Here is a 25047-nt window from a genome sequence, read left to right on the forward strand (position 1 = left end):
AATCGTCAACGGCTCGGCGCAAAGCCCTCAAAGCGATACAGCCCGACAGCCCCGACGGGTACGAGGCACTCACCGAACCCCAGCAGTCAGTCTTGAAAACACTGACCGAGGCCAGTTGCCACGCGCAAAACCAGTTCGATCTGTCGAACCGGGGCATTCAGGACATCACAGGCTTCGCCAAACCCTTGCTGGTGGCGGCCCTCAAAGCGGCCGGCCATGAGCTGGATGTCGATAACACCTGGCTGCGGCTTTATTACCCGGTGGAATACACGTTTTTCGGCATACCCGTGGGCGTTAATACGGCGGGTTATCGCACCCGCACGTTCTCTCTGTTACAGGCGGCCCTGAACAACTTCGAGGCGTTTGAAGCCCAGCCCGATTACTTCGACAGCGTGTCTTCATTTATCAGTGCGCCCGATGCCCAGGGACATTTCGATATCGTTCGGATCAAGCTCACACTGGCGCAGTTTGTAGCGATTTGCCGAACCCTGGATATCGGTGGGCTTTACGCCAAACACTTAAATGATTTTTTCCACGGCGGTACGCAGGCGGAGCAAGTCGCCATTTCCACCGCGTACACCTTGAACCAAAAGGCGGCGTTAAAAGCGGCGGCGTATCTGGCGCTATTGAAAGAAGACATCGAACTTCGGCACTACGAGCTGTTGGTTGACGTGATCCATGACAAAGACGATGTCCGGGACAACGGACGTCCGGTCACCTACAGCCCGCTGCGCATCCTGGGCTACAACCTGACGGAGTGTGCCGTGTTTTTTCGCACACACGCCAACCGCTACGACGGTGGTTACGTCATTGCCTACATCCCGGATGACCCCGATCACCCGGTGAAAACCTATCCGTCCTTCCGTGATTTCGAAGCAGAGTTGACCCACCAACTGATGTACCGGCCCGAGGGCAGCCGTATTGACAGCGGGCGCGACGTGCTCACCGACTACCAGCGTTTTTTCAGCCGTTTTCTCTCGGAGAAGGACCGGCCGCACTTTTTCCTGCGCCTGACTCAAAAGGTTCTGGATTCTCCAGCGGGGAGCAATTGGAAGGACGACCTGCGCGGTTACCTCAAATACCTCAGCCCTGTCTCGAACTTGAAAGGCCCCATCGAGGATCGTCACTGGCGACGTGACCCTCGGGAAAATGTTGAACTGCATATCAGCCTGTCGCTGAACTTCCAGTGGGTCGGTCTTTCAGGCATCTGGTACGAAATGTTCGGCCAGTGGCGTCAGCGCCGGCTGGACGATGGTCAGGTGCTGGCGGTCTCCACCGCCAAGGAAGACACCCTGACGCGCGAGCGCCGACTGTCCAACTTCCTGAATGTGGGCATGCTCGTCGTCGGCATTGCCGCCTTTGTGGCACCGCCCGTGGGCGCCGCGATGCTGCTGGTGACCGCCAACCAGTTGATCAGCAGTGTCTTCGAGGGCGTGCGTGATTGGCGCCAGGGCGATGTTGAGGCCGCGTGGGCGCACCTGACCGACGTTCTCGAAAGCCTGGCGACGCTGGCGGAAATGGCGGTGATCTTTCACTACGTGGCCTCGCCATTTGTCGAGGGCTTGAAGGCGGTCAAATTGCCCAACGGTCAAACGCGCTTATGGAAGCCTAACCTGTCGGCGTATGCGCGACGTGTGCCGCTGCCCACCGACTCACAGCCGGACCACCTGGGGCTGTATCGTTTACCGGGGCGTTCGGTACTGCTGCTGGACGAACAGCAGTACGAGGTCGTGCAAGACCCGCAAAGCGGTCATTACTCCGCGCGCCATCCCACGCGCGGCAACGCCTACCAACCGCGCTTGCGCCACAACGGCGAAGGGGTCTGGACCCATGAACTCGACCAGCCGCTGCAATGGCAAGGTGCGCAGCTGCGTGACCGTCTGGGCGTGGCGTTCGAGCGTTTCGATGATGTGCAGCGTAAGCAGATATTGGCCGTCAGCACGATGAGCGAGGACGTCTTACGCAAGCTGTACGTCGAGTCCGAGCCGTTTCCCGGCCTGCTCAAGGACACGCTGCGGCGCTTTGCCGCTGATGCCGATGCGCGTGAGGTCATTGAGCAGATACGTCGCGGCCGTTGCAGCAGCACGCTGTGCGACTACGCGGCGGCACTGATGGTCGACCTCCCTGGATGGCGCGCCAACACCGTCATCGAGGTGTTCAGCCCGTTCGGTGAGCAGGCGCGTTATGGCCTGCGCAGCGCAATGGCAGGTGACATCCTGAGGGTGTCCAAGGCCGACTTGATGGCCGGGAAACTGCCCGAACGTAGTGTGCAATTCCTTAACGACGAACAGATCAAACAGGTGCTGGGCCAGCATGCCCCTGCGGGCGCCACGGCGCGGGCCGCGCAGTTGCAGCAGCGGCTGGCCGCCTTCGCCGAGCGCAGTGGGCAGCGGCTGTTCAACAGTCTTTACAGCGACGAACCGCTGCTGAGTGGTGATTCACAACGGGCATTGATTCAGGTGATCCAACGCCGTTTCCCCGAGATGCCCACCAGCATCGCTCGGGAGGTACTTTACCGAGCGACACCCAAGGAGCTTGAGACCCTGAACACGCCCTTTGGTCCGAGCGCCGAGCAGCGCCGACTGATACCGCTGCGGATCAGCGAAGCACTGCGGTACCTGCAGCAGCGTGTACGAATAGCACGGGCGTATGAAGGCCTTTACCTGGAGAGTCCGGCCAATCCCGACACGCCAACGCTGGTGCTTAAAACCCTGGAAACCCTGCCGGGATGGAGCGGCGAGGTGCGTATTGAGCTTCGCGATGAGTCCCTGTCCGGCTCGCTGCGCACCAGCGTTGGTCCACCGTTTGCGCTTGAGACCAAAGTGCTGGTGAAAAACGGCACGCGGTATCAGGCATTCGACGGCCAAGGCCATGAGCTGCATGCACCGGACACCCTGTATGCCGCGTTGCAACACGCTCTGCCCGATAGCGAACGTACCGCCATGGGACGGCCGCATGTGAGTGAGGCGCCTGCGTTGAAACACGCGATTCAGGACAACGCACTGGCACCCAAGGCCCTGAGAAAGGCCTTGAACCTGCCGGTGGAAACACCTTGGTTTGAACGCGTGATGCGCGTGGCCGCCCGTCGTGACGGCTACCCCTTGAATGCCGTGTGTGAGGAGGTGGCCTTATGAACGGCGGTTGCGAAGTGACCAATCAGGACCGCGCAAGAGTGCGTCAGATCTACCCCTATTGGCGCACCAGCGAAGTCGATAGCTTTTTGCGCAGCCTGGCTGACCGGCGCGGGGCGCGCCTCACCGAGTTGGAGGCGCAGTTCGCCAGTTTGAAGCAGACCCTCGACGCCTGGCATGGGCTGGCCCTGGAGTGGCCCGCGCAAGAGGGTAAGGTGGTGCGGGCTACCGATTATGCGCGCAGCGTCATCCGCATGAAGCTGCTCAACAGTTGGCAGGAGGTCGCAGGGGAGCCTGTTTACAGTCGCAGTCACCGGTTTATGGGTTACAAACTCAGCTTCAACGGTTTCGAGGCGCCCACATTGCCGGTCTTGCCTGCCGGGTCCTTTCCGTTCATCAGCTTTATCGACCTGGGGCACATGAGCTTGCTTGAGGTCCCGGCCGAGTTTTTACGCGCGTTCCCTCATCTGAAAACGTTCGAGGCCCCCAACAACCGCCTGACGCAGGTGCCTGCGGCGTTGGGTGAGCAGACGCGTCTGGTAACCCTGGACGTAGCCAACAATGATCTGACCACCCTCGATACCCCGCTCTTGCAACGCTGCACGGCTTTGCGTCGGCTGACACTGCGAGGCAACCCACTGGAGGGCGCGCTGGATCTGAGCGCCCTGACGTGGCTGACCCACATTGATCTGGTCAGCATGGGCCTGACCCGCATGCCCTCGGGCCTGCGCGCGCTGGTGAACCTTGAGATCCTCGACCTGCGTGACAATCAGATCACCCAGGCGTCCAACGAGCTGCTGGACCCGGCTGACGAGGACCCTGTCGCCATGCGCAGAATTTTTATCGCCACCTACCTGGACGGTAACCCGTTTTCCGCCCAGGGGCTCGATGACTACGCAGAGGTGCACGTACGGGTCACCCAGCCGGGCAGGGTGCCCCAAGGGCCGCTGGCAGTGACGGCGCCAGAGCCGGTGATAGCCAGCGCCAGCGAGCGCTTGGCGCAATGGATGCGTGATGTGCCTGAGGGGGAGCGGGCCGCCAGGACCGAGCGTTGGACACTGCTCAACGAAGCGCTGATCGAGCGCGAGGCACCGGGTGTGGAACCCGACGGAACAATCCTGCCCAGCGAGAAGTTTTTCAGGCTGTTGAGTGAGTTGAGCAAAACCGATGATTACAAAAACGCCTATTCGAATTTGGCCACACGGGTATGGGCCCTGTTGGATGCGGCGGCCGAATCGGGTGAGCTGCGCGAAAGCCTGTTTGAGTTGGCGGGTGAAGTAGACACCTGCCAAGACGGTATTACGTTGGTGTTCAGCCGGCTGGAATTGCGCCGCCTGTCTGACGAGGAAGTGGGCGTGGTTGATGATGCACAGGCCTCAACCCGCTTGCTCAAATTGGCCCAGGGCCTGTTTCGTCTCGATGAAGTGGAGCGTATTGCACAGCGAGATGCCGACACGCGTCTTGAAGTCATTGCCCAGTCCCACGACACGCTCAAAAGCAAGGTGAAACGGGCCCTGGCGATCGACCGCGTGGAAATACGCCTGGCCTACCGTATCGGCTTGCGCGACCGCCTGGGCTTACCGGGGCAACCGCAAGAGGCGGTCTACCTGGCCACTGCGCAGGTTACCCCGCAGATGCTGGCCGCGGCCGAAGCTGAAGTGCTGGGGTTGGAGGGCTCGGCCAAGGCATTTATTGCCACCACTCAGCGCGAGTTCTGGCAGGTGTTTTTACAGCGCAAATACGCTGATCAGTTTGCGGCTAACCGCGACCCCATCCTGGCGCGGCTTGAAGCCTTGAGCACCGAAGATGATCTCACCAGCGAGCGCTACCGTAACGCCAGCAACGCCTTGATGAATGAGTGGTCGACCCTCAAGCAAGCCCTCATCAAAGGGCTGACCGCTGCTGAAATGGCCGAACAGGCATAACCGGACAACCCTGCATAGTTAAGGCCTGCGTCTTGTGGGTGATGAATACGATGACGGCTTCATCACCCAATAAGGTATCGGTCATGACCTTGTCTTCGGCTACATCCCCGGCGGGCTCATCAGCCACACGTTGTACCCGCGACTGACCGACGTCAGAACAGAAAATAACGTTGGGCCATGGGTAACACCTCCGCCGGCTCGCACCACAGCAACACGCCGTCGGCCTTGACCTGATAGGTCTGTGGGTCCACCTCGATATCCGGCAGGTAGTCATTGTGGATCAAGTCGGCTTTCTGCACGTTCCGGCAGCCCTTGACCACGGCAATCTGCTTCTTCAAGCCCAGGGCGTCGGGCAATCCGGCGTCCAAGGCCGCCTGGCTGATAAAAGTCAGGCTGGTCGCGTGCAGCGAGCTGCCGAAGCTGGCGAACATCGGGCGGTAGTGCACCGGTTGCGGGGTGGGGATCGAGGCGTTGGCGTCGCCCATCAGGCTGGAGGCAATCGCGCCGCCCTTGAGAATCAGGGTCGGCTTGATGCCGAAGAACGCCGGGCGCCACAGCACCAGATCGGCCCATTTGCCCACTTCGATCGAACCGACAATATGGCTGATGCCATGGGTGATCGCCGGGTTGATGGTGTACTTGGCGATGTAGCGTTTGGCGCGGAAGTTGTCGTTGCCGGGACCGTCGCCGGGCAAGGCTCCGCGTTGTTTTTTCATCTTGTCCGCGGTCTGCCAGGTGCGCGTGATCACCTCGCCGACGCGGCCCATGGCCTGGCTGTCGGAGCTGATCATCGAGAACGCACCGAGGTCATGCAGGATGTCTTCGGCGGCGATGGTTTCGCGGCGGATGCGGCTTTCGGCGAAGGCCACGTCTTCTGCAATGCTTGGGTCCAGGTGATGGCAGACCATCAGCATGTCGAGGTGTTCGTCGATGGTGTTGCGGGTGAACGGCCGGGTCGGGTTGGTCGAGCTGGGCAGCACGTTGGGGAAGCCACACGCCTTGATGATGTCCGGTGCGTGACCGCCACCGGCGCCTTCGGTGTGATAGGTGTGGATGGTGCGGCCCTTGAGCGCGGCCAGCGTGGTTTCGACGAAGCCGGATTCGTTCAGGGTGTCGCTGTGGATCGCCACCTGCACGTCGTAGTCATCGGCCACGCTCAGGCAGTTATCGATACTGGCCGGGGTGGTGCCCCAGTCCTCATGCAGCTTCAAGCCGATGGCACCGGCCTTGACCTGCTCGATCAATGGCTCGGGCAAACTGGCGTTGCCCTTGCCGGTGAAACCGATGTTCATCGGGAACGAATCGCTGGCCTGGAGCATGCGCGCCAGGTGCCACGGGCCCGAGGTGCAGGTGGTGGCGTTGGTACCGGTGGCAGGTCCCGTGCCCCCGCCGATCATGGTGGTGACGCCGCTGGTCAGCGCTTCTTCGATCTGCTGTGGGCAGATGAAGTGCACGTGGGAGTCGATGCCGCCTGCGGTGAGGATCATGCCTTCGCCGGCAATCACTTCGGTGCTGGCGCCGATGGCCATGGTCACGCCGGGCTGGATGTCCGGGTTGCCAGCTTTGCCGATCGCGTGGATGCGGCCGTTTTTCAGGCCGACGTCGGCCTTGACGATGCCCCAGTGGTCGATGATCAGCGCGTTGGTGATCAGCGTGTCCACCACTTCATGGGCGAGCAACTGGCTCTGGCCCTGGCCATCGCGGATCACTTTGCCGCCGCCGAATTTCACCTCCTCGCCATAGACGGTGAAGTCTTTTTCGACCTCGACGAACAACTCAGTGTCGGCCAGGCGGACCTTGTCACCGACGGTGGGGCCGTACATGTCGGCGTAGGCTTGGCGGCTGATTTTCATGTGATTGCCCTGAAGATATGTGTTGAATATGAAATCGCTATCGGGGGCATGCCCCCTCCCACCTTTGTTGGGTGAACGCGGTCAAAACGTGGGAGGGGGCTTGCCCCCGATGAGGCCCTAAAGGTCGCCCATGATCCGCCCGGCAAACCCGAATACCCGCCGCCCGCCGCTCAAATCCACCAACTCGATTTCACGGCTCTGCCCCGGTTCAAACCGCACCGCCGTGCCCGCTGGAATATTCAGGCGCATGCCACGGCTGGCGGCGCGGTCGAAGGTCAGCGCGTCATTGGTCTCGAAAAAATGGTAATGCGAGCCGACCTGGATCGGCCGGTCGCCGCTGTTGGCCACACTGAGGGTGACGGTGCGGCGGCCGACGTTGAGTTCGATATCGCCAGGCTGGATCTGATATTCACCAGGAATCATGCAGGTTGCCCCAGGGTCTTGAAGTAGATGGCGGTCGGGCTGTAGCGCCCGTCCGGGCTTTGGCAGTAGTCGGGCAGCTCACCGATCTTGGTGTAGCGCAGCGACTGGTAGAAGGCTTCGGCCGGCGAGCCGGCTTCGGTGTCCAGGTACAGCAAGCCGCGCTTGTGCTGGCGCGCGGCGAGTTCCAGGGTGTTCATCAACTGTTGGCCCAGGCCATGCCGGCGCGCGCTGCTGTGCACCAGCAGCTTTTGCACCTCGGCGCGGTTCAGGCCATTGGCCTTCTGGCACAGCGCCAACTGCACGCTGGCGATCACCTGCTCGTCGCGTACCACGACCCATAGCAGCAGGCTGGCGTCTTCGATGCTCGCTTGTACGCCGCTCAGATAAGCGCGCGCTTGAGCCTCATCAAAGTCAGCCATGAAGCCGACCGAAGCACCGTGCTTCACCGCGTCCAGCAACAGCTCGATCAAACCCAGGCGGTAGTGGGCAAAACTTTCTGCATTGACTCGACGCAGGTGCGCGGCATTCATCGATCTCACTCCTTGGGCGGTTCCGCGCCCGGATTCAAAGCCAGTTGCATAAAGGTCAGGTCCAGCCAGCGACCAAACTTGATACCCACTCGGGGCATCTGCCCGGTGGTGATGAAGCCTTGGCGCTCATGCAGGCGGATCGAGGCCTGGTTGCCGCTTTCGATGGCGGCGACCATCACGTGTTTACCGCAGGTGCGGGCGCGTTCGATCAGGGCTTGCATTAGCAGTGGGCCGAGGCCTTTGCCGCGTTGGTCGTTGCGCACGTACACCGAGTGTTCGACGCTGTAGCGGAAGCCCTCGAAGGGGCGCCAGTCGCCGAAGGAGGCGTAGCCGGTGACTTCCGCGTTTTCGACGCTGACCAGGATCGGATAACCCTGGGCATGCCGTGCGCTGAACCACGCCTGGCGGTTGCCCAGGTCCACCGGTTGTTCGTTCCAGATCGCTGTGGTGTTCAGCACCGCGTCGTTGTAGATATCGCGGATCGCCGGCAAATCGTTTTGGGTAGCGTCACGAATCATGGCCGTGCCTCAGGCGATGGGTTGGTGGACGGTGACCAGCTTGGTGCCGTCGGGGAAAGTGGCTTCCACCTGGATATCCGGGATCATCTCCGGGATGCCTTCCATCACCTGTTCGCGGCTGAGCAGGGTGGTGCCGAAATGCATCAGGTCGGCCACGGTGCGGCCGTCGCGCGCGCCTTCCATCAAGGCGGCGGAGATGTAGGCGATGGTTTCCGGGTAGTTGAGCTTCACGCCGCGTGCCAGGCGCCGTTCGGCCACTAGGCCGGCGGTGAAGATCAGCAGTTTGTCTTTTTCCCGTGGGGTCAGGTCCATGGTTCAGTCCGTCGTGAAATACATTCGTAAATACAATGGAGATCAAGTGTGGGAGGGCGCTTGCCCCCGATAGGGCAGTGTCAGGCAATACATCTGTCACGGACCCACCGCTATCGGGAGCAAGCCCCCTCCCACATATTGATCTTCATGTGCTCCAGATTCGTGGTGCGACCGCCTCTCGCCCAAACATGACGGGGCGTAACAATTTCCATAAATCAATCAACCATCCCCGCGCCAGCAACGCTTCGCTGGCCAGGCAGCGGGCGACCAGCAAGCCGGGCAGTTGGGTCAGGTCGCCGCGCACGGTGTGGGGCAGGGCGCGGCAGTGTTCGAGTAATTCGGGCTCTATATCGCCGGTCACCAGCAGCGTGGCGAACACTGGTTGGCCGTCCAGGCCGATGGGCGAGTCGAGCAAGCCGTCGGCGCCCACAATGCGCTGGCGCTCGTGCCAGAGCAACTGGCCGTCGCGGCGGATATCCAGGTGCGATTGGAAGTGGCCGAGGTCGAAACGCTCATTGCTGGCCGGGCGCCCCAGGGCGACCACATCCCAGTAGAACAGCCGCGCATCGCCGTGCAGTTCGATACGCGTGGTGAGTTCGGCCTGGGCGGCACTGAAGACGATGGTTTCCTGGGGCAGCCACTCCAGCGTGGCGCCGGCTTCCACACAGAGGTCCAGTTGCTGATACGCCGGGCCGCTGGCGCGGTACCACTTGGCCGCGCCAGGGCTGGTCAATTGCGCCCAGGCGCCGGCACCGACATGGGCGCTGATATCCAGGCGATCACCGCCGGCAATCCCGCCAGGCGGGTGCACGATAATGTGCTGGCACACCTCGGGGCCTTCGGCGTACAGGTGCTTCTGCACCCGCAGCGGGCCGAGGTGGCGGCGCATTACCGGGCGCGTGGTGTCGCCGAAACGCGCGTAGCCGAGTTCCAGCTCGGCGTGCCAGCTGGGGGTGAACAGGGCAGGGGAAACGGGCAGGTTCATGGCGTGTGCTTATCGTCAGGAGGCTACAGATTAGATGGTTACGAGACCACGTACACCCTCACGTTCCATATTTTCACCTCGGCCTTGCTGGACGATTTCACCCCGGGACATCACCAGGTACTGGTCGGCCAGTTCGGCGGCAAAGTCGTAGAACTGCTCGACCAGCAGGATCGCCATATCGCCGCGCTCGGCGAGTTTCTTGATCACTGCGCCGATCTCCTTGATCACCGACGGCTGGATGCCTTCGGTGGGCTCATCGAGGATCAACAGGCGCGGGCGGCTGGCCAGGGCGCGGCCAATCGCCAATTGCTGCTGCTGACCACCGGACAGATCGCCGCCACGGCGGTGCTTCATTTGCAGCAACACCGGGAACAATTCGTAGATGAAGGCGGGCACTTCCTTGGCTTCTGAGCCCGGAAAGCGCGAGAGCCCCATCAACAGGTTTTCTTCCACCGTCAGCCGCCCAAAAATCTCTCGGCCTTGAGGCACGTAGGCAATCCCCGCGTGCACACGCTGGTGCGGCTTGAACCCGGTAATGGCTTTGCCTTCCCAGTTCACCGCACCTTCTTTGGCCGGCAGCAAACCCATCAGGCATTTGAGCAAGGTGGTCTTGCCTACGCCGTTACGGCCGAGCAGGCAGGTGACTTCGCCGACTTTCACATCAAAGGACAGCCCGCGCAGGATGTGGCTACCGCCGTAGTACTGGTGCAGCGTGTCGACTTGCAACATGTTCAAAACCTCCACGATTCCCTTGTGGGCGCCAGCGCCCACATAAAGCCTCAGCGACCGAGGTAAACCTCGATCACCCGCTCATTTTCCTGCACCTGTTCCAGCGACCCTTCGGCCAGCACGCTGCCCTGGTGCAACACCGTGACGTGGTCGGCAATCGAACCGACAAAGCCCATGTCGTGTTCCACCACCATCAACGAATGCTTGCCCGCCAGGCGCTTGAACAGTTCGGCGGTGAACTCGGTTTCAGCGTCAGTCATGCCCGCCACCGGTTCGTCCAGCAGCAACAGTTGCGGGTCCTGCATCAGCAGCATGCCGATCTCCAGGAACTGCTTCTGGCCGTGAGACAGCAGGCCCGCCTGGCGATGCGCCGAGGCCGTCAGGCGGATGGTGTCGAGCACTTCCTCGATACGGTCTTTCTGCTCGCCGCTCAAGCGCGCGCGCAGGCTGGCCCACACCGATTTGTCGGTCTTCTGCGCCAGCTCCAGGTTTTCGAACACGCTCAACGCTTCGAATACCGTGGGTTTCTGGAACTTGCGGCCGATGCCGGCCTGGGCGATCTGCACTTCGCTCATGCCGGTCAGGTCGAGGTTTTCACCAAACCAGGCGGTACCGTGGCTGGGGCGGGTCTTGCCGGTGATCACGTCCATCAGCGTGGTCTTGCCCGCGCCGTTGGGGCCGATGATGCAGCGCAATTCCCCGACGCCAATGTAGAGGTTCAAGTCGTTGAGGGCCTTGAAACCGTCGAAGCTGACGCTGATGTCTTCCAGCGTCAGGATGGTGCCGTGGCGGGTGTTGAGGCCCTTGCCGGCGGCCTGGCCAAGGCCGATGGCATCGCGGCCGCTGCCCGCATCAAAAATAGGTTCGAGCATGACGTTCCTCATTTCTTCAGCAAGCCGATGACGCCCTTGGGCAGGTACAGGGTGACGATGATGAACAGCGCCCCAAGGAAGAACAGCCAGTATTCCGGGAAGGCCACGGTAAACCAGCTCTTCATGCCGTTCACCACACCGGCGCCGAGCAATGGGCCGATCAGCGTGCCGCGCCCGCCCAACGCCACCCAGACGGCGGCTTCGATGGAGTTGGTCGGCGACATTTCGCTGGGGTTGATAATGCCCACTTGCGGCACATACAACGCGCCCGCCAAACCGCACAGCACGGCGCTCAACACCCAGACGAACAGCTTGAAGCCACGGGGGTCGTAGCCGCAAAACATCAGACGGTTTTCGGCATCGCGCAACGCGGTCAGCACCCGGCCGAACTTGCTCTGTGCCAGCCGCCAGCCGAGGTACAAACTCGCCACCAGCAGCGCGACGGTGGCCACAAACAATACGGCCCGCGTGCCCGGCTCGGTAATGCCAAACCCCAGGATGCTGCGGAAATTGGTGAAGCCGTTGTTCCCGCCAAACCCGGTCTCGTTGCGGAAAAACAGCAGCATCCCGGCGAAGGTCAGGGCCTGGGTCATGATCGAGAAATACACGCCCTTGATCCGCGAGCGAAAGGCGAAGAAACCGAACACCAGCGCCAGCAAGCCCGGCGCCAGCACCACCAGGCACATCGCCCAGAGGAAGTGCTCGGTGCCGACCCAATACCAGGGCAACTCGGTCCACGACAGGAAGGTCATGAACGCCGGCAACTCATCGCCGGACGCCTGGCGCATCAAGTACATGCCCATCGCATAACCGCCCAGGGCAAAGAACAATCCGTGGCCGAGGGACAACATTCCGGCATAGCCCCACACCAGGTCCAGCGCCAGGGCGACGATGGCGTAGCAGAGGATCTTGCCCACCAGCGTGAGGGTGTAGGCCGAGACATGCAACGCGTTGTCCGCCGGCAGCAGTGACAGCAAAGGCAGCGCCAGCAGCACAACAAGCATCAGCACGCCGACGGCAATCGTCACCTTGGGACCGGCCTTTTGTGCGGCCGTAAGCATCAATGGCTGGTTCATCAGTCAATCACCCGTCCTTTCAGTGCGAAGAGTCCTTGCGGGCGTTTCTGGATAAACAGAATGATCAGCGCGAGGATCAGGATCTTGCCGAGCACGGCGCCGATCTGTGGCTCCAGAATCTTGTTGGCGATGCCCAGCCCGAAGGCGGCCATGACGCTACCGGCCAACTGGCCGACACCGCCGAGCACCACCACCAGGAACGAGTCGATGATGTAGCTCTGGCCCAGGTCCGGGCCGACGTTGCCGATCTGGCTCAGTGCTACGCCGCCTAACCCGGCGATACCGGAGCCGAGGCCGAAGGCGAGCATGTCCACGCGGCCGGTGGGCACGCCGCAGCAGGCGGCCATGTTGCGGTTCTGGGTAACCGCGCGCACGTTGAGGCCCAGGCGGGTCTTGTTCAGCAGCAACCAAGTCAGCACCACCACGCACAGCGCGAAGGCGATGATCACAATACGGTTGTAGGGCAGCACGAGGTTGGGCAGCACTTGAATGCCACCGGACAGCCAGGCGGGGTTGGACACTTCGACGTTCTGCGCACCGAACACCAGGCGCACCAGCTGGATCAGCATCAGGCTGATGCCCCAGGTGGCCAGCAGGGTTTCCAGCGGCCGGCCGTAGAGGTGGCGAATCACCGTGCGTTCCAGGGCCATGCCGATGGCGGCGGTGACAAAAAACGCCACGGGCAGTGCGATCAGCGGGTAGAACTCGATGGCGGCCGGCACATAACGCTGCATCAGCATCTGCACCACATAGGTGGAATACGCGCCGAGCATCAGCATCTCGCCGTGGGCCATGTTGATCACGCCGAGCAGGCCGAAGGTGATCGCCAGACCGAGGGCCGCCAGCAACAGGATCGACCCCAGGGACATGCCGCTGAAGGCCTGGCCGAGGATCTCGCCGAGCATCAATTTGCGTTTGACCTGGGCCAGGCTGGTCTCGGCGGCGGTGTGCACGGCGGTATCGGTTTCGACGCCGGGCGCGAGCAGCGCTTCAAGACGCGTGCGGGCCAGTGGGTCGCCGGTGCTGCCGAGCAAACGCACGGCGGCCAGGCGCACCACCGGGTCGCTGTCGACCAATTGCAGATTGGCCAGGGCCAGGCTGAGTGCGGTGTGCACGTCTTCATTCGTTTCAGCGGCGACGCGCTGGTCGAGGAATTTCAACTGCGCAGGTTGTGCGCTTTTTTGCAGGGTTTGCGCAGCGGCCAGGCGCACCTTCGGGTCGGCCGCGAGCAGTTGTTGGCTGGCCTGCACGTTGTCGATCAAGCCGCGCAGGCGGTTGTTCAGGCGCACGGTCTTGGTTTCGCCGTTGAGCGTGAGCTGGCCTTGTTGCAGGGCATCCACCAACTCGATGCGTGCCGGGTCGGGCTGGGCGGCCCAGTCCTGGAGGAGTTTGGCTTGTTGGCTGGGGTTGGCGGACAGGAAGTCTTCGGCGTCGCTGGCGTGTGCGGCCAGGGGCAGCAACAGCAGCAAGGCCAGGAAATAGCGGTAGAGGGCAGTGGGCATAAACAAATGTCCTGATCATGCGCGGACAAGCTTTATCTAGGAGGGGGCAAGCCCCCTCCCACACTTTTATCGGCGCTTGGGGCTTAGTTGCTCTTGACGGCGTAGTCCGGCTTCTTGTCATTGCCTGGGATGTACGGGCTCCACGGTTGCGCGCGGATCGGCTCCTGGGTCTGCCACACCACCGAGAACTGTCCATCCGCCTGGATCTCACCGATCATCACCGGCTTGTGCAGGTGATGGTTGGTCTTGTCCATGGTCAGGGTGAAGCCCGACGGCGCAGCGAAGGTTTGGCCGGCCAGCGCTTCACGCACTTTGTCGACATCGGTGGACTTGGCTTTCTCGGCGGCCTGGGCCCACATGTGGATACCGACGTAAGTGGCTTCCATCGGGTCGTTGGTCACGGCTTTATCCGCGCCCGGCAGGTTGTGTTTCTTGGCGTAGGCTTTCCAGTCGGCGACGAATTTGGTGTTCACCGGGTTCTCCACCGACTGGAAGTAGTTCCAGGCCGCGAGGTTGCCCACCAGTGGCTTGGTATCGATGCCACGCAGTTCCTCTTCACCCACCGAGAACGCCACTACCGGCACGTCGGTAGCCTTCAATCCCTGGTTGGCCAGTTCTTTATAGAACGGCACGTTGGAGTCGCCGTTCACGGTGGAAATCACCGCAGTCTTGCCGCCGGCAGAGAACTTCTTGATGTTGGCAACGATGGTCTGGTAATCGGCATGGCCGAATGGGGTGTAGACCTCTTCGATATCTTTGTCCGCCACGCCTTTGGAATGCAGGAACGCACGCAGGATCTTGTTGGTGGTGCGCGGGTACACATAGTCGGTGCCGAGCAGGAAGAAGCGTTTGGCGCTGCCGCCTTCTTCGCTCATCAGGTACTCCACTGCGGGAATCGCCTGCTGGTTCGGCGCCGCACCGGTATAGAACACGTTCGGCGACATCTCTTCGCCTTCGTACTGCACGGGGTAGAACAGCAGGCCGTTGAGCTCCTCGAACACCGGCAGCACCGATTTACGTGACACCGACGTCCAGCAGCCGAACACCACGGCGACTTTGTCCTGGGTCAGCAATTGCCGGCCTTTCTCGGCGAACAGGGGCCAGTTGGACGCGGGGTCCACCACCACCGGCTCAAGCATCTTGCCGTTCACCCCGCCCTTGGCATTGATCTCGTCGATGGTCATCAACGCCATGTCTTTAAGCGACGTTTCGGAGATTGCCATGGTCCCGGACAGCGAATGCAGGATGCCGACCTTGATGGTCTCGGCGGCTTGCACGGTCCAGGTCAGGCCCATGGCGACAATGGAGGCGGACAGGGTGAAAGCCTTGATCAGACTGCGACGCTTCATGGTGCGATCTCCAGAAACTCAATGTTTTTATGAGGGCAGAAACAGCTGCTGAGCAAGCGATTGCAAAGGCTGTGCCGAGAGGGCTGAGGGCGTGTCGCCACGAGGCGGGATGGCTCAGTCATGCGCAGGCGTGCACCAGGTTGGCGCCGGATTGATGCGTGAGTGCAGCCGCAGCCCCGAAACAGGGCGAGGTAGCTATGCAACGCAATGGGCGGGTGGGCATGGGCCAGGATGGCCCGTACTTTTATCCCTATTGCCAGTGAATGCCCATGGAAAATACTCCGGTAAATCCGCCCGCCTCCCGTGCGGAACTTCCCCCTCTGAGCCCGCCTTTTGTCACGCCTGATGATGCCGCCCGCTGGGCACATGAGCGCATTGCTCGCCACAGCCGTGACCGCGAGTACGGTGGGGCGATTTTCAAACGCGGTGGTCGGTTCTACGCCACCGAGCCGGTGCCGGACCAACACGTCATGTTCGATCACACCTTGATATTGCCCACCGATAAGAATGGCGATTTCGTGCTGCCCGAAGGCTATATGGGCGAGGCCTATTACCACTCCCATCCGCTGGCGCCCGACGAGGTAGCGCGGCAGAACCCCGGCATGACAGGCCCACAGGTAGTGATTTTCCAGAGCCTTTTTTCCATTCCCGACATGAGGTTTATCGTCGAACACCGAAAGACGGCACGCGCGCATTACCTGTCTGGGCCGAACGGCAGTTTGCTCAAGTATGTGAGCAGTGACTCGACCCAGGAACAGACCCTTTACCAGCAATGGACCGGCAAACTGCCGATTGAACAGTCCAGCGTTTTCGAACATCTGATCTGGCTGCTCGCCGAGGCGGGAGAGTTGCGCGTGATCGAGCCCATTGCCGAGTGGGGGGGGGGGCGTGGCAAGGTCACGCGGGCCTGGAAAGTCGGCAAGCCGGTCGCGCTGCCAGGCACCGTTCGGGAGCAACCCGCCTTCACTCAGGTGTTTGGCCGTGCTGAACTGGCTGTTCTGAGTGCCCTGGCGAATGCGCCGACAGCAGTGCCCGCTCGCACAATGGGGGTTGTGCTCAAGCACACCCAGAGTGAGGGTTATGTCGCCACCTATCCGCAGGCAACGGGTCAGCCGCTGTTCGCGATCGAAGGCCTGTTCCCCAAGCGCCCGGACGGCAAGCCGAGGTTGCCTTCGCAATTGCGGCTCGAGGCGATTTATTACACCTCCAGGCCGGATGAAACCGCGTTTCCCAAAAGAGAGCCTTGGTTATACGCGCACTTTTTCACGCCTGCGGAAATGGTCGCGGCCATCACCCAATCGCGCCTGACCGCGGGTATTCAAGACAAAGCCCGCGGCCTTGCGCTGTACATGAAGGCTGAGGACGGTGCTCTGTTGCGGTTCAAACTGCCGGGTCTCGCTGAACACACCCGCCTGGCGCTGGTGCAACGTGATGGTGTGCTCAACGACAACGGCGCTCAGGCAGCGCTCCTGGCGGGGACCCTTAGGCCGCGTGAGTACGTGCGTCGGGTGCTGGCCGCCGGTGACCTGTCGGTGGTGCAGCCCGGCGAACTGTGGCGCTATGAAGGTCTAGTGGATGACCGTTCGACGCTGTTGACCTCGTTTTATGAGGTGACGCTCAGTCGATCCTTTTTGTCGGCCGTCGACGCGGCGGTGCATGCCCACGAGCAGATCGGCCATCGACGCGATCGCTATTACGGCGGCTATGTGCTCAAGGGAGAGGACGGCCGATTTGTCATTACCGAACCGCTTGAAAGCGACGCAAACCCCTTCGACAAACCGTTGTTTTTCCCGGCAGGGGGCAAGGGCCCTTTGATCCCGCCGGAGCTCTATCAGTTACACGGTCGTTATGGTTCTCATCCGGCCTTGTCCATGGTTGACCCGGCCTGGGTCGAGCAGCGTGGTTGGACGCGGGATGATGCAATGATCAACATGCAGGCGTTTGCCGATGATGAAATCCGTGAGGTCATCCGGCAAAAGCGCGTGGCGTTCCTGTCGGGGGGGCGGGACTGTTTGCTGGCTTACACGCCGAGTCAGACGCTCGTCGAGCAATTACTTTTGCAAAACGTCGCACCGCGTGCGGGCGGCAGCCGTATTCGTGAGCAAATGGCCAATGGTCTGATTACGCCCGCACAGTGGGTCGTTCACCTCGCCGAGGCCGGCGAGATCAAGGTCATTGAAGGCAGTAGATTGTGGGGCCCACGCTCGGTGCTCCATAGCGATTGGTCGCCCAATTTGCCTGATGCCCCCCGCGTCGGCGCACCGGATTACGCCACTTTCGGCGCAGTCTTCGGCAGTGCCGATGAGGCTGCCCGCAACCTGCATGCCCGGGTTCATGGCCGTAGTCTTGCCCATCAATCCTGTTTTAGCTTCATTCTCAGGCACCCGAAAAGCGACGAGTTCGTCGCCTCGCAGGTGGTTGGCGTGAGTGCTCGCTACGCGCTTTTCAACCTCAACAGTGTCTTTGCCTCCTCCGAAAAGCCCGGCGACTTCCGCTTTCCCGAGGGGTTTGTGCTGCATGCACTCTTTCGTTCCCAACAATGGCAGCCCACAGGCCTGGGGGCCGCTGACTCATGGCTTGCCCGCTATTTTGTGCAGCCTGGCGAGCTGTACGCCGCACTCTATGACGCCAAGCGTCGGGGGGAGAAATACAACGACGGGCAGTACCTGCCGATTTATTTCTCGACCGACGAAGGCGCATTGCTGCGGTATGTGTCGTTGCCATTTCAGTTGGGCGGTGGGGGGCCGCTGGAGCGAAACCTCGAGGACACCATTGCGCAATTGAACTCCGGTGCAAAGACACCCGTGGAGTTCGTCAGGGAGACGGCCAAGCGGGGTCAGCTGACGGTCCTGCGGACCAGCCAGTATTGGGACAAGGAAGGCCTGGTTTCCCCGGATTGGAACGGTTACTCGGCCATGACACGTCGCCGCCTTGGCCCCACCTTTGCCAGTGCCGATGATGCCGCGCGCCATGTGCAGGCGTTGGTGGGCACGGTTCGGCAGCGGGCTTACGGTGGGGTGGTATTACGCCTCGCCAATGGCGCTTTTACCGCGACCGACCCGCTGGCAGTGCCTCCCCAAGGGTTTGCCCGGAACTGGATTTACCCGGACGAAGCCATTTCGCAGGGGTTGTATCCAGGCGGCGCTTCTATCGTCGCGCGCTATCGCTCGCGGTTGGACGTGGAGGTAGAGCTCTTGTTGGCCACAGCGCAAAAAGCCGTTTACAAAAGCATGCTGCCCAGCGCGGTGTTGGCGTATCTGTTGCTGCATGAAACGCAGGTCAAGCGCGAATACCTGTTCGGCCCGGATGGCTCGATTCTCAGCTATCAGCGCACGGACTCCGCCGAAGAGGCCGCTCTTAGAAGTCGCCTGGCTCCGCTGAATGCGGTCAGGGGCGATTACGCCGACAATCTTGTCGAACAGCAAATACGCCAGGGGACGCTGCTGCCTACGGAGTTTGTGACCGAGGTCGCCAAGGCCGGTGACCTGCGGGTGATCAGTGGCAGCGTGCTGTGGGGGCCGGCGAGGTTACTGGTAGACACGTTCGTCTGGAATGTTGAGCAACCGCCGGCGCGGGAGATCCGCCAGGCATTGGCCGACCCACCGTGCAGCCCGTTGTATACCCGGGCCATCGATGCGGTACGCGCCCTGCAGTTGGGGTCGACCACGCCAGCGCAACTGACCTTTGGCTACGTGCTCAAATCAGCCAAAAAGCAGCGCTATATGGCGACTGCGCCGTTGGCCCGTGAGAGCTTCGTAAAGCTTGAGCAAGTATGGGTTGCTGGCCAGTTACCTCAAGGCTACGTGTGGGATGGCCTGTATTTGCAGGCGCCGACCGTCCAGGCGTCCAGTCTTGAGGGTGAAATGGCCAAGCACTTTTTTTGGCCGCAGGAGGTGGTCAACGCACTCAGCGCTGCAAAACGCTTTGGCAATGGCCGGGTGCTGACGCTGTACTTGATGTGCGCCGACGGTGCGCTGCTGCAGTATGACTTTGAGCGCAGTGCGTTGTTGTTCGAGATGCTCAACCAGGCGCCGCGCCTTCTCGCGAGCCTGCTCGATGGTTCGCTGAAGATGCAGGATTATGTCCGCAGTCTTGCGGCACGGGGGGACATGCAGGTTTGGGTGCGCAGCCCGATATGGGCCAGTGTCGGGAAGGTGGGGCTGGACTGGTCACCTAAAGTCGTGACGGGCCACTCGGACAGCGGGCCGTACGCTCATCTGTTTTGCGATGCGTTGTATTTCTATGCCGATGACGCCGCCCGCTCCGCGCAAAAGCGTGTGGGGCGCTTCAATGGCATCGAGTACCTGGGGGCGGTACTGGTGCCGCCGGATGAGTCCGGCTTTGTGGCACTGGAGCCGGTGGAGGATCGGTCGCTGCCGTTTCCGGGGAGCCTGGCGCGTTTGTTTCGTCTCGCCGGCTTTGGACTCAACCTGACAAATGCCTACGCCCTGTACTTTTACAACATTGCCGCGATCCAGGCGTTTTATAAAGTCATCCCTTCAACCACCAGCCTGGAGGCGAAGGACCTGCGTTTGCTCAAGCGCTTCGCGTCGCTGGATGACTGGCGGCGTTATGTGTCGATTGTAAGAACCAACCTGCCGGTGGCCGAGAGCTGCTACCTGGTCTGTCGCGAGGGCGCATTACTCAAGTATGTCCCTGGCCATACGCAGGAGGAGAGTGCGCTGCTCGGCCCTGGCCTGGCCCCTGATCCCAGTGTGCTGGTGGAGCGAATGAGGCGTGTGGGTAACCTGTCGGTATTGGAAACTGATGACTTCTGGACCCGCCGTGGCGTGTTGGGGCCTGACTGGCCCCACAACGGTGTGCAATCGCTGCCGGATACCGATGACACGCTGTATGGCCGCGACAAGGATGAACTGTGACGCGTGACCGGTATGACTCAACGCTTGCGCATCAAGCCAATGAAGAACAGCCCGCCAATCGCTGCCGTGGCGACGCCGATCGGTAGATCCTCGGGGGCGATCAGGGTGCGTGCGGCCACATCCACCCACACCAGGAACAGGCTGCCCAGCAGTGCGCACACCGGCAATAAGCGCCGGTGTTCTGCGCCCACCAGGCGGCGGGCAATGTGCGGCACCATCAGCCCGACAAAACCGATGGAGCCGCTGATGGACACCAATACGCCGGTCATCAATGAGGCAATCAGGAAGACGTTCAGGCGGACGGTGCGTGCGTTCAGGCCAAGGGTCACGGCCGTCTGTTCACCGGCCATCAGCGCGTTCAGCGGGCGGGCCATGCCGAGCAGCAGCACCAGCCCAAGCAGCACACTCGCGGCGGGGATGGCCAACAACTCCCAACGCGCCAGGCCCAGCCCGCCGAGCATCCAGAACATCACCGCTGACGCGGCGCGATGATCGCCCATAAACAGCAAGAGATTGGCGGCGGCCATCATCACAAACGACACCGCCACGCCGCACAGCAGCAGGCGATCACTCTCCAGCCGACCGTTGCGACTGGCCACCGCCAGCACCACCAGCATGCTCGCGAGTGCACCGACAAACGCAGCGATGGGCAGGGTCAGCAGGCCGATGACTTCATCCACATGCAACACCACGATCACGGCGCCCAACGTGGCGCCGGAAGTGACACCGAGCAGGTGCGGGTCGGCCAGCGGGTTGCGCGTGACTGCCTGCAACACCGCGCCGATCAAGGCCAACCCCGCGCCGACCAAGACACCCAGCAACAGGCGCGGCACGCGGATCAGCCACACGATAGGTTCCTGCCCGGCCGACCAGGTTGCCTCGCCGATGCCAAAGGTCTTGTACAGCAGGATTCGCCCCACCACCTCCACCGGCACCCGCGCCGGGCCGAAGCCCAGCGAGACCACGCAAGAAACCAGCAACACCGTGCCAAGGGCGACGAGCAGCAGGGCGTAGCGACGCGTGATCATTCGCCGTGGAACCCCTTGGCCAGGGTTTCAACGGCCAGCACGTTGTCGATGCCCGGCGTGGCCTGCACGTAAGGGATGACGATAAAGCGCTGGTTCCTGATCGCGTCCACGGCTTGCAAGGCCGGGTTGTTCAGCAGGAATTGCTGTTTCTGTTCGGCGGTGATTTCGCTGTAGTCGACGATCACGATCACTTGCGGGTTGCGCTCCACCACGGTCTCCCAGTTGATGCGGGTCCAACTGGCGTCGACGTCATCGAGGATGTTGCGCCCGCCGGCTGCTTCGATCAGCGCCTGGGGCATGCCCAGACGGCCGGACGTCATGGCGCGGTCTTCACCGCTGTCGTAAAGGAACACCCGAGGCTTATCGGCCGGCAGGTCCTTTTGCACGTCGGCGACCTGTGCCTGCATCTGCGCGATCAAGGCAGTGGCGCGGTCCTGCACATCGAAGATTTTGCCCAGGTTGCGCAGGTCGTTATAGGTGTCGTCCAGAGTGGCGGCCGGGCGCTTCATCACAAAGGCGCACGACTCGGTCAACTCATACACGTTGATGCCCAGCGGTTGCAGGGTGTTCGGCGTCAGGTCGCCGCCCACTCGCATGCCGTAGTCCCAACCGGCGAAGAAAAAGTCCACGTTGGCATTGAGCAGGGTTTCCACCGACGGGTACTTGCTCGCCAGCTCTGGCAAACCATCGAGCAGGTGCGCCATTTCCGGCGTCACCGACTTCCAGCCGGAGACCCCGCTGTAACCGGCCATGTGCGACTTGAGGCCCAGGGCAAGCATCATCTGGGTCATGTTGATGTCGTGGCTGACCGCGTGTTTCGGGGCTTCCTGGAAGGTCACGTCACGGTTACAGCTCTTGATGGTGACGGGGTAGTGGGTCGCTTCGGCGAACGCCTCGGCGGCGCTGAACAGCAAGGTAACGGCAAGCAGAGCGCGCAGGATCATGGTGGGGTTATCCAGGTGATTCGGGGGTAGTCGGACAAGGGGTGGGTGTCGATCAGTGCTTCGACGCCAAACACGTCGCGCAACAAGACGGCGGTGAGCACCTGATGCGGGGTGCCGCTGGCGACGATGCGCCCGTGGTTGATCACGTACAGGCGATCACAGAATGCAGCCGCCAGGTTGAGGTCGTGGATGCTGGCCAGGGTGCCGATGTTCAGGCGTTTGACCAATCGCAGCAGCTCCAGTTGATAGCGCGGGTCGAGGTGGTTGGTGGGCTCGTCGAGGATCAGCAGTTGCGGTTGCTGGGCCAGGGCGCGAGCCAGAATGACGCGTTGTTTTTCACCGCCGGAGAGGGTGGCGAACGCGTGGTCCTCAAAGCCCTGCATGCCGACCGATTCCAGGGTCTGCTGAATCATCTTCTGGTCGTGCAGCGTGTCACCATCGAACAGGCCTTTGTGGGGCGTGCGGCCCATGGCGACCACCTCATCCACCCGCAGGCCGAAGGCGTCGGGGAATTCCTGCAAGACCACCGCGATGCGCTGCGCACACCATTTGGCGCTCTGCTTCCACACGTTCTGGTGCGCAAGCCATACGTCACCCTGCGCCGGCTTGCTGAACCGATAGGCGCAGCGCAACAGGCTGGTCTTGCCGCTGCCATTGGGCCCGATCAGCCCGACAAACTCCTCTGCGCCGACCTGCAGGCTGGCGTCACGCAGGTGGAACTGGTGATGGCAGTGGCCGGCAGGTGACCAGTTGAGGCCGGTGAGGGTGAGTGAAGTCATCAATGCTCTCAAGTCCACCACAGTGGAACGGTGTTTTGGTCATTTAGAAGGTGTAGTCCGCTGTGACGAAGAGGGCGCGCGGCTCACCGAGGATCCATTGTTGGCCGTCGTTGTACTGGCTGACGGCGTAGGTGCGGTCGAACAGGTTGTTCAGCTGCAGGCCCAGGGTGGTGTTGCGCATAGCGTTCCACGACACGCTGGCGTCGACCACGGTGTAGCTCGGCAGCTCGTTCTGGTTGGCCATGTCGGCGTAACGCGCGTCGACATAACGCACGCCGGCACCCGCGCGGATGTCCTCGGTCACGGCCTTGCTCAGCCACAGGTTGGCGGTGCGGCGCGGTACGTCCACCGGGCGGTTGCCGTCGCGGGACACTTGCACGCCGCCGACGTCCTGTTTGAAGTCGTCGTACTGCGCATGGACGATGGCCGCGTTGGCTTGCAGTTGCCAGGCGTGTGGCAGTTGCAGGTCGAGGCTGGCTTCCAGGCCACGTGATGATTGTTGGCCAACTTGCTGCTTGAGGTCCGGGTCGCCCGGCACGTCGGTGAGCAGTTTCTTCTTGACGATGTGATACGCCGCCAACGTCCATTCGCCGCGCTGGTCCCAGAAGGCCTGCTTGATGCCGACCTCGGTCTGCTTGGCGGTGGACAGGTCGAACTGCTGCTGGCCTGGGCTCAGGGAAATCAGGCCGCCAACACCGTCGGTGCTGGTGGCGTACTGGCCGTATACCGAGGTATCGGGCGTGATCGCGTAGACCAGGCCGGCCTTCCAGTTGTTGCCGGTGAGGGTTTTGTCGCTCTGGCTGCCGTCGCGCAGATCATCACGGTCCACATGGGCGTAGTCACGACGGATGCCGGTGATCAGCGACAGTGAGTCGGTGAGTTGCAAACGGTTTTCCGCGAAGCCGGCGACGGTTTTAGTGGTGGTGGCGAACAGTGGCTTGAACGCGTTCTGGCTGTCGAACGCGGCGGGTGCCGGGTGATTGATATCGATAGGCTGACCACTCGCCAGCACGTCGTTGAACGGCGAGTTACTGGCCAGGCGGAAGCGGATGCGGTTGTATTCCACACCGGTCACGGTCTGGCTGTCGAGGCCGAACAGCGTGTGTTTGAAGGTGAAGGTCTGACGGTCGCCCACCTGTTCCTGATTGTGCTTGATGCCGAAATTACCGCTGCGAGTGAGCTGGCCGTTGGTGAAGTTGTAGTTCTCGGCGTTCTGCCAGCGGCGCTGGTTTTTCAGGTAAAACAATTCGTTGGTGGCGCTGACGCTGTCGTTGATCTGCCACTCGCTGGTCAGGCGCGTCCACTGGTCGTTGTAGTGCTGGGTGTCGTTGCTGACGTTGTAGTTTTTGTCGCGCAGACCCTTGTGCAACTGGCCGTTGATCAGTGGCGTGCCGAAGTAGTTTTGCGGACGCTGGTCGCCGTAGTCGCTGGCCAGGGTGAAGCTCAAATTGTCCGCCGCCTGCCAGCGCAGGGCGCCACTGACGAAGTCGCTGCTGGCGTCGCCACGGTCGATGAAACCATTGCTGCGCAGGCGATTGAGGTTCAGGCGATAGCTCAGCGTGTCGGTCAGCGAACCGCCGCTGTCCAGGGCTTGTTGCTGGCGGTCGTAAGAGCCATAGCCCAGGCGGAGGTGGTTTTCGATCTCGCCTTCAAACGGCTTTTTCGGCACGGTATTGATCACCGCACCCGTAGCGCCTTCGCCGTACAGCACCGAGGCCGGGCCGCGCAGCACATCAACGCGTTCCACCGACCAGGTGTCTACCGGGAAGGTCGACGTGCCCATGCCCATGTACATGCGGTTGCCGTCGTACAACTGCATCACCGAGCCCTGGCCTGTGAAACCACGGGCTGACAACGACGTGCCGCCATCGCCCGGCGTGCCGGTACGGCTGATACCGGTGGCGCGGGAGATTGCGTCCTGCACACTGGCATCGCCGCGTGCGCGGATCTGCGCGCCGGTCTGGCTCTCGACACTGCCGGGGGTTTGCAAGGCCGTGAGATTCAAGCGCGAACCGGCGGTGGTCGGGGTGTTGAGGTCGACGTGTTCGTCGTCCACGGCGGTGGCGGTGACAGGGCTGGCGGGCAAGGTCAGGGCCTGGGCGCTGTTATGCAGGGCGAGCAGGCACAGGCTGGACGCGAGGTACTTGTTCATCGGTCGGTCAGTCTTCTTGGAGGGGTACTCGCCGCAGGGCGCGGCGAGCAACGATAACG

General features: G+C 61.9%; 18 protein-coding genes. 3 read left to right on the plus strand and 15 right to left on the minus strand.

Translation table 11 applies throughout. From position 1 onward, the window contains the following. The first annotated feature begins 92 nt into the window (after positions 1–92). Both QCBJ_RS15430 and QCBJ_RS15435 read left to right on the plus strand, forming a co-directional pair. Positions 93–3134: a dermonecrotic toxin domain-containing protein gene (locus QCBJ_RS15430; RefSeq protein WP_145994231.1), complete on the plus strand. Its 3042-nt coding sequence runs from the start codon at positions 93–95 to the stop codon at positions 3132–3134. Continuing rightward, positions 3131–5056 carry an NEL-type E3 ubiquitin ligase domain-containing protein gene (locus tag QCBJ_RS15435; protein WP_102061140.1) on the plus strand — a complete coding sequence of 642 codons (1926 nt, stop codon included), beginning with the start codon at positions 3131–3133 and terminating at the stop codon, positions 5054–5056. Before QCBJ_RS15430 ends, QCBJ_RS15435 begins: the two co-directional genes overlap by 4 nt. Before the next feature lie 152 nt (positions 5057–5208). On the opposite strand, the gene ureC is transcribed toward QCBJ_RS15435, so the two are convergent. The 11 genes from ureC to urtA form a co-directional block, all read right to left on the minus strand. Next, entirely contained in the window at positions 5209–6909 is a 1701-nt protein-coding gene (gene ureC / locus QCBJ_RS15440) for an urease subunit alpha (protein ID WP_046033944.1), read from the minus strand. 117 nt (positions 6910–7026) lie between these two features. Next, positions 7027–7332 carry an urease subunit beta gene (locus tag QCBJ_RS15445; RefSeq protein ID WP_012721964.1) on the minus strand — a complete coding sequence of 102 codons (306 nt, stop codon included), beginning with the start codon at positions 7330–7332 and terminating at the stop codon, positions 7027–7029. Continuing rightward, the gene (locus QCBJ_RS15450; RefSeq protein ID WP_012721965.1) at positions 7329–7862 is read right to left on the minus strand and encodes a GNAT family N-acetyltransferase; all 534 of its coding nucleotides are present in this window, start codon (positions 7860–7862) and stop codon (positions 7329–7331) included. Before QCBJ_RS15450 ends, QCBJ_RS15445 begins: the two co-directional genes overlap by 4 nt. 5 nt (positions 7863–7867) lie before the next feature. Continuing rightward, positions 7868–8380, minus strand: a complete 513-nt coding sequence (locus tag QCBJ_RS15455) for a GNAT family N-acetyltransferase (protein ID WP_012721966.1) — start codon at positions 8378–8380, stop codon at positions 7868–7870. A gap of 9 nt (positions 8381–8389) precedes the next feature. Further along, complete coding sequence (locus QCBJ_RS15460; RefSeq protein ID WP_010213535.1) at positions 8390–8692, minus strand: urease subunit gamma; 303 nt, start codon at positions 8690–8692, stop codon at positions 8390–8392. Between the two features lie 145 nt (positions 8693–8837). Next, a complete protein-coding gene (locus QCBJ_RS15465) occupies positions 8838–9677 on the minus strand; it encodes an urease accessory protein UreD (RefSeq protein WP_102061141.1) in 840 nt (279 codons plus the stop codon). A gap of 30 nt (positions 9678–9707) precedes the next feature. Then, positions 9708–10406 carry an urea ABC transporter ATP-binding subunit UrtE gene (gene urtE / locus QCBJ_RS15470; RefSeq protein ID WP_012721968.1) on the minus strand — a complete coding sequence of 233 codons (699 nt, stop codon included), beginning with the start codon at positions 10404–10406 and terminating at the stop codon, positions 9708–9710. Positions 10407–10456: 50 nt separating this feature from the next. Next, positions 10457–11290, minus strand: a complete 834-nt coding sequence (gene urtD, locus QCBJ_RS15475) for an urea ABC transporter ATP-binding protein UrtD (protein ID WP_163825838.1) — start codon at positions 11288–11290, stop codon at positions 10457–10459. After that, the gene (gene urtC, locus QCBJ_RS15480; RefSeq protein WP_102061142.1) at positions 11287–12354 is read right to left on the minus strand and encodes an urea ABC transporter permease subunit UrtC; all 1068 of its coding nucleotides are present in this window, start codon (positions 12352–12354) and stop codon (positions 11287–11289) included. The genes urtD and urtC overlap by 4 nt, the downstream gene beginning before the upstream one ends. Further along, positions 12354–13856, minus strand: coding sequence for an urea ABC transporter permease subunit UrtB (urtB, locus tag QCBJ_RS15485; protein ID WP_064053954.1), 1503 nt, complete (start codon positions 13854–13856; stop codon positions 12354–12356). Before urtB ends, urtC begins: the two co-directional genes overlap by 1 nt. A gap of 83 nt (positions 13857–13939) precedes the next feature. Then, on the minus strand, positions 13940–15205 hold the full coding sequence (gene urtA, locus QCBJ_RS15490; RefSeq protein WP_012721972.1) for an urea ABC transporter substrate-binding protein: 1266 nt from the start codon (positions 15203–15205) through the stop codon (positions 13940–13942). Between the two features lie 269 nt (positions 15206–15474). Here urtA and QCBJ_RS15495 point away from each other — a divergent pair, with 269 nt between their 5' ends. Further along, positions 15475–20085, plus strand: a complete 4611-nt coding sequence (locus tag QCBJ_RS15495) for a DUF4329 domain-containing protein (RefSeq protein WP_256581514.1) — start codon at positions 15475–15477, stop codon at positions 20083–20085. Positions 20086–20102: 17 nt separating this feature from the next. Here QCBJ_RS15495 and QCBJ_RS15500 read toward each other — a convergent pair whose 3' ends face one another. Genes QCBJ_RS15500 through QCBJ_RS15515 form a run of 4 tightly spaced genes read right to left on the minus strand, consistent with a single transcriptional unit; the run spans position 20103 to position 24988 of the window. Then, on the minus strand, positions 20103–21113 hold the full coding sequence (locus QCBJ_RS15500; protein WP_102061144.1) for an iron ABC transporter permease: 1011 nt from the start codon (positions 21111–21113) through the stop codon (positions 20103–20105). Then, complete coding sequence (locus QCBJ_RS15505) at positions 21110–22057, minus strand: ABC transporter substrate-binding protein (protein WP_012721975.1); 948 nt, start codon at positions 22055–22057, stop codon at positions 21110–21112. Before QCBJ_RS15505 ends, QCBJ_RS15500 begins: the two co-directional genes overlap by 4 nt. Beyond that, a complete protein-coding gene (locus QCBJ_RS15510) occupies positions 22054–22836 on the minus strand; it encodes an ABC transporter ATP-binding protein (protein ID WP_102061145.1) in 783 nt (260 codons plus the stop codon). Before QCBJ_RS15510 ends, QCBJ_RS15505 begins: the two co-directional genes overlap by 4 nt. Before the next feature lie 43 nt (positions 22837–22879). Beyond that, complete coding sequence (locus QCBJ_RS15515; protein ID WP_102061146.1) at positions 22880–24988, minus strand: TonB-dependent siderophore receptor; 2109 nt, start codon at positions 24986–24988, stop codon at positions 22880–22882. Between the last annotated feature and the right edge of the window lie 59 nt (positions 24989–25047).

It is taken from the genome of Pseudomonas sp. QC2 (assembly GCF_002859085.1).
Classification (GTDB): domain Bacteria; phylum Pseudomonadota; class Gammaproteobacteria; order Pseudomonadales; family Pseudomonadaceae; genus Aquipseudomonas; species Aquipseudomonas petroselini.

Excerpts from the sequence above, each read along its gene's own strand:
- QCBJ_RS15435 (WP_102061140.1), top strand. The coding sequence starts at position 3,131 with ATGAACGGCGGTTGCGAAGTGACCAATCAGGACCGCGCAAGAGTGCGT.
- ureC (WP_046033944.1), bottom strand. The coding sequence starts at position 6,909 with ATGAAAATCAGCCGCCAAGCCTACGCCGACATGTACGGCCCCACCGTC.
- QCBJ_RS15445 (WP_012721964.1), bottom strand. The coding sequence starts at position 7,332 with ATGATTCCTGGTGAATATCAGATCCAGCCTGGCGATATCGAACTCAAC.
- QCBJ_RS15450 (WP_012721965.1), bottom strand. The coding sequence starts at position 7,862 with ATGAATGCCGCGCACCTGCGTCGAGTCAATGCAGAAAGTTTTGCCCAC.
- QCBJ_RS15455 (WP_012721966.1), bottom strand. The coding sequence starts at position 8,380 with ATGATTCGTGACGCTACCCAAAACGATTTGCCGGCGATCCGCGATATC.
- QCBJ_RS15460 (WP_010213535.1), bottom strand. The coding sequence starts at position 8,692 with ATGGACCTGACCCCACGGGAAAAAGACAAACTGCTGATCTTCACCGCC.
- QCBJ_RS15465 (WP_102061141.1), bottom strand. The coding sequence starts at position 9,677 with ATGAACCTGCCCGTTTCCCCTGCCCTGTTCACCCCCAGCTGGCACGCC.
- urtE (WP_012721968.1), bottom strand. The coding sequence starts at position 10,406 with ATGTTGCAAGTCGACACGCTGCACCAGTACTACGGCGGTAGCCACATC.
- urtD (WP_163825838.1), bottom strand. The coding sequence starts at position 11,290 with ATGAGGAACGTCATGCTCGAACCTATTTTTGATGCGGGCAGCGGCCGC.
- urtC (WP_102061142.1), bottom strand. The coding sequence starts at position 12,354 with ATGAACCAGCCATTGATGCTTACGGCCGCACAAAAGGCCGGTCCCAAG.
- urtB (WP_064053954.1), bottom strand. The coding sequence starts at position 13,856 with ATGCCCACTGCCCTCTACCGCTATTTCCTGGCCTTGCTGCTGTTGCTG.
- urtA (WP_012721972.1), bottom strand. The coding sequence starts at position 15,205 with ATGAAGCGTCGCAGTCTGATCAAGGCTTTCACCCTGTCCGCCTCCATT.
- QCBJ_RS15495 (WP_256581514.1), top strand. The coding sequence starts at position 15,475 with ATGGAAAATACTCCGGTAAATCCGCCCGCCTCCCGTGCGGAACTTCCC.
- QCBJ_RS15500 (WP_102061144.1), bottom strand. The coding sequence starts at position 21,113 with ATGATCACGCGTCGCTACGCCCTGCTGCTCGTCGCCCTTGGCACGGTG.
- QCBJ_RS15505 (WP_012721975.1), bottom strand. The coding sequence starts at position 22,057 with ATGATCCTGCGCGCTCTGCTTGCCGTTACCTTGCTGTTCAGCGCCGCC.
- QCBJ_RS15510 (WP_102061145.1), bottom strand. The coding sequence starts at position 22,836 with ATGACTTCACTCACCCTCACCGGCCTCAACTGGTCACCTGCCGGCCAC.
- QCBJ_RS15515 (WP_102061146.1), bottom strand. The coding sequence starts at position 24,988 with ATGAACAAGTACCTCGCGTCCAGCCTGTGCCTGCTCGCCCTGCATAAC.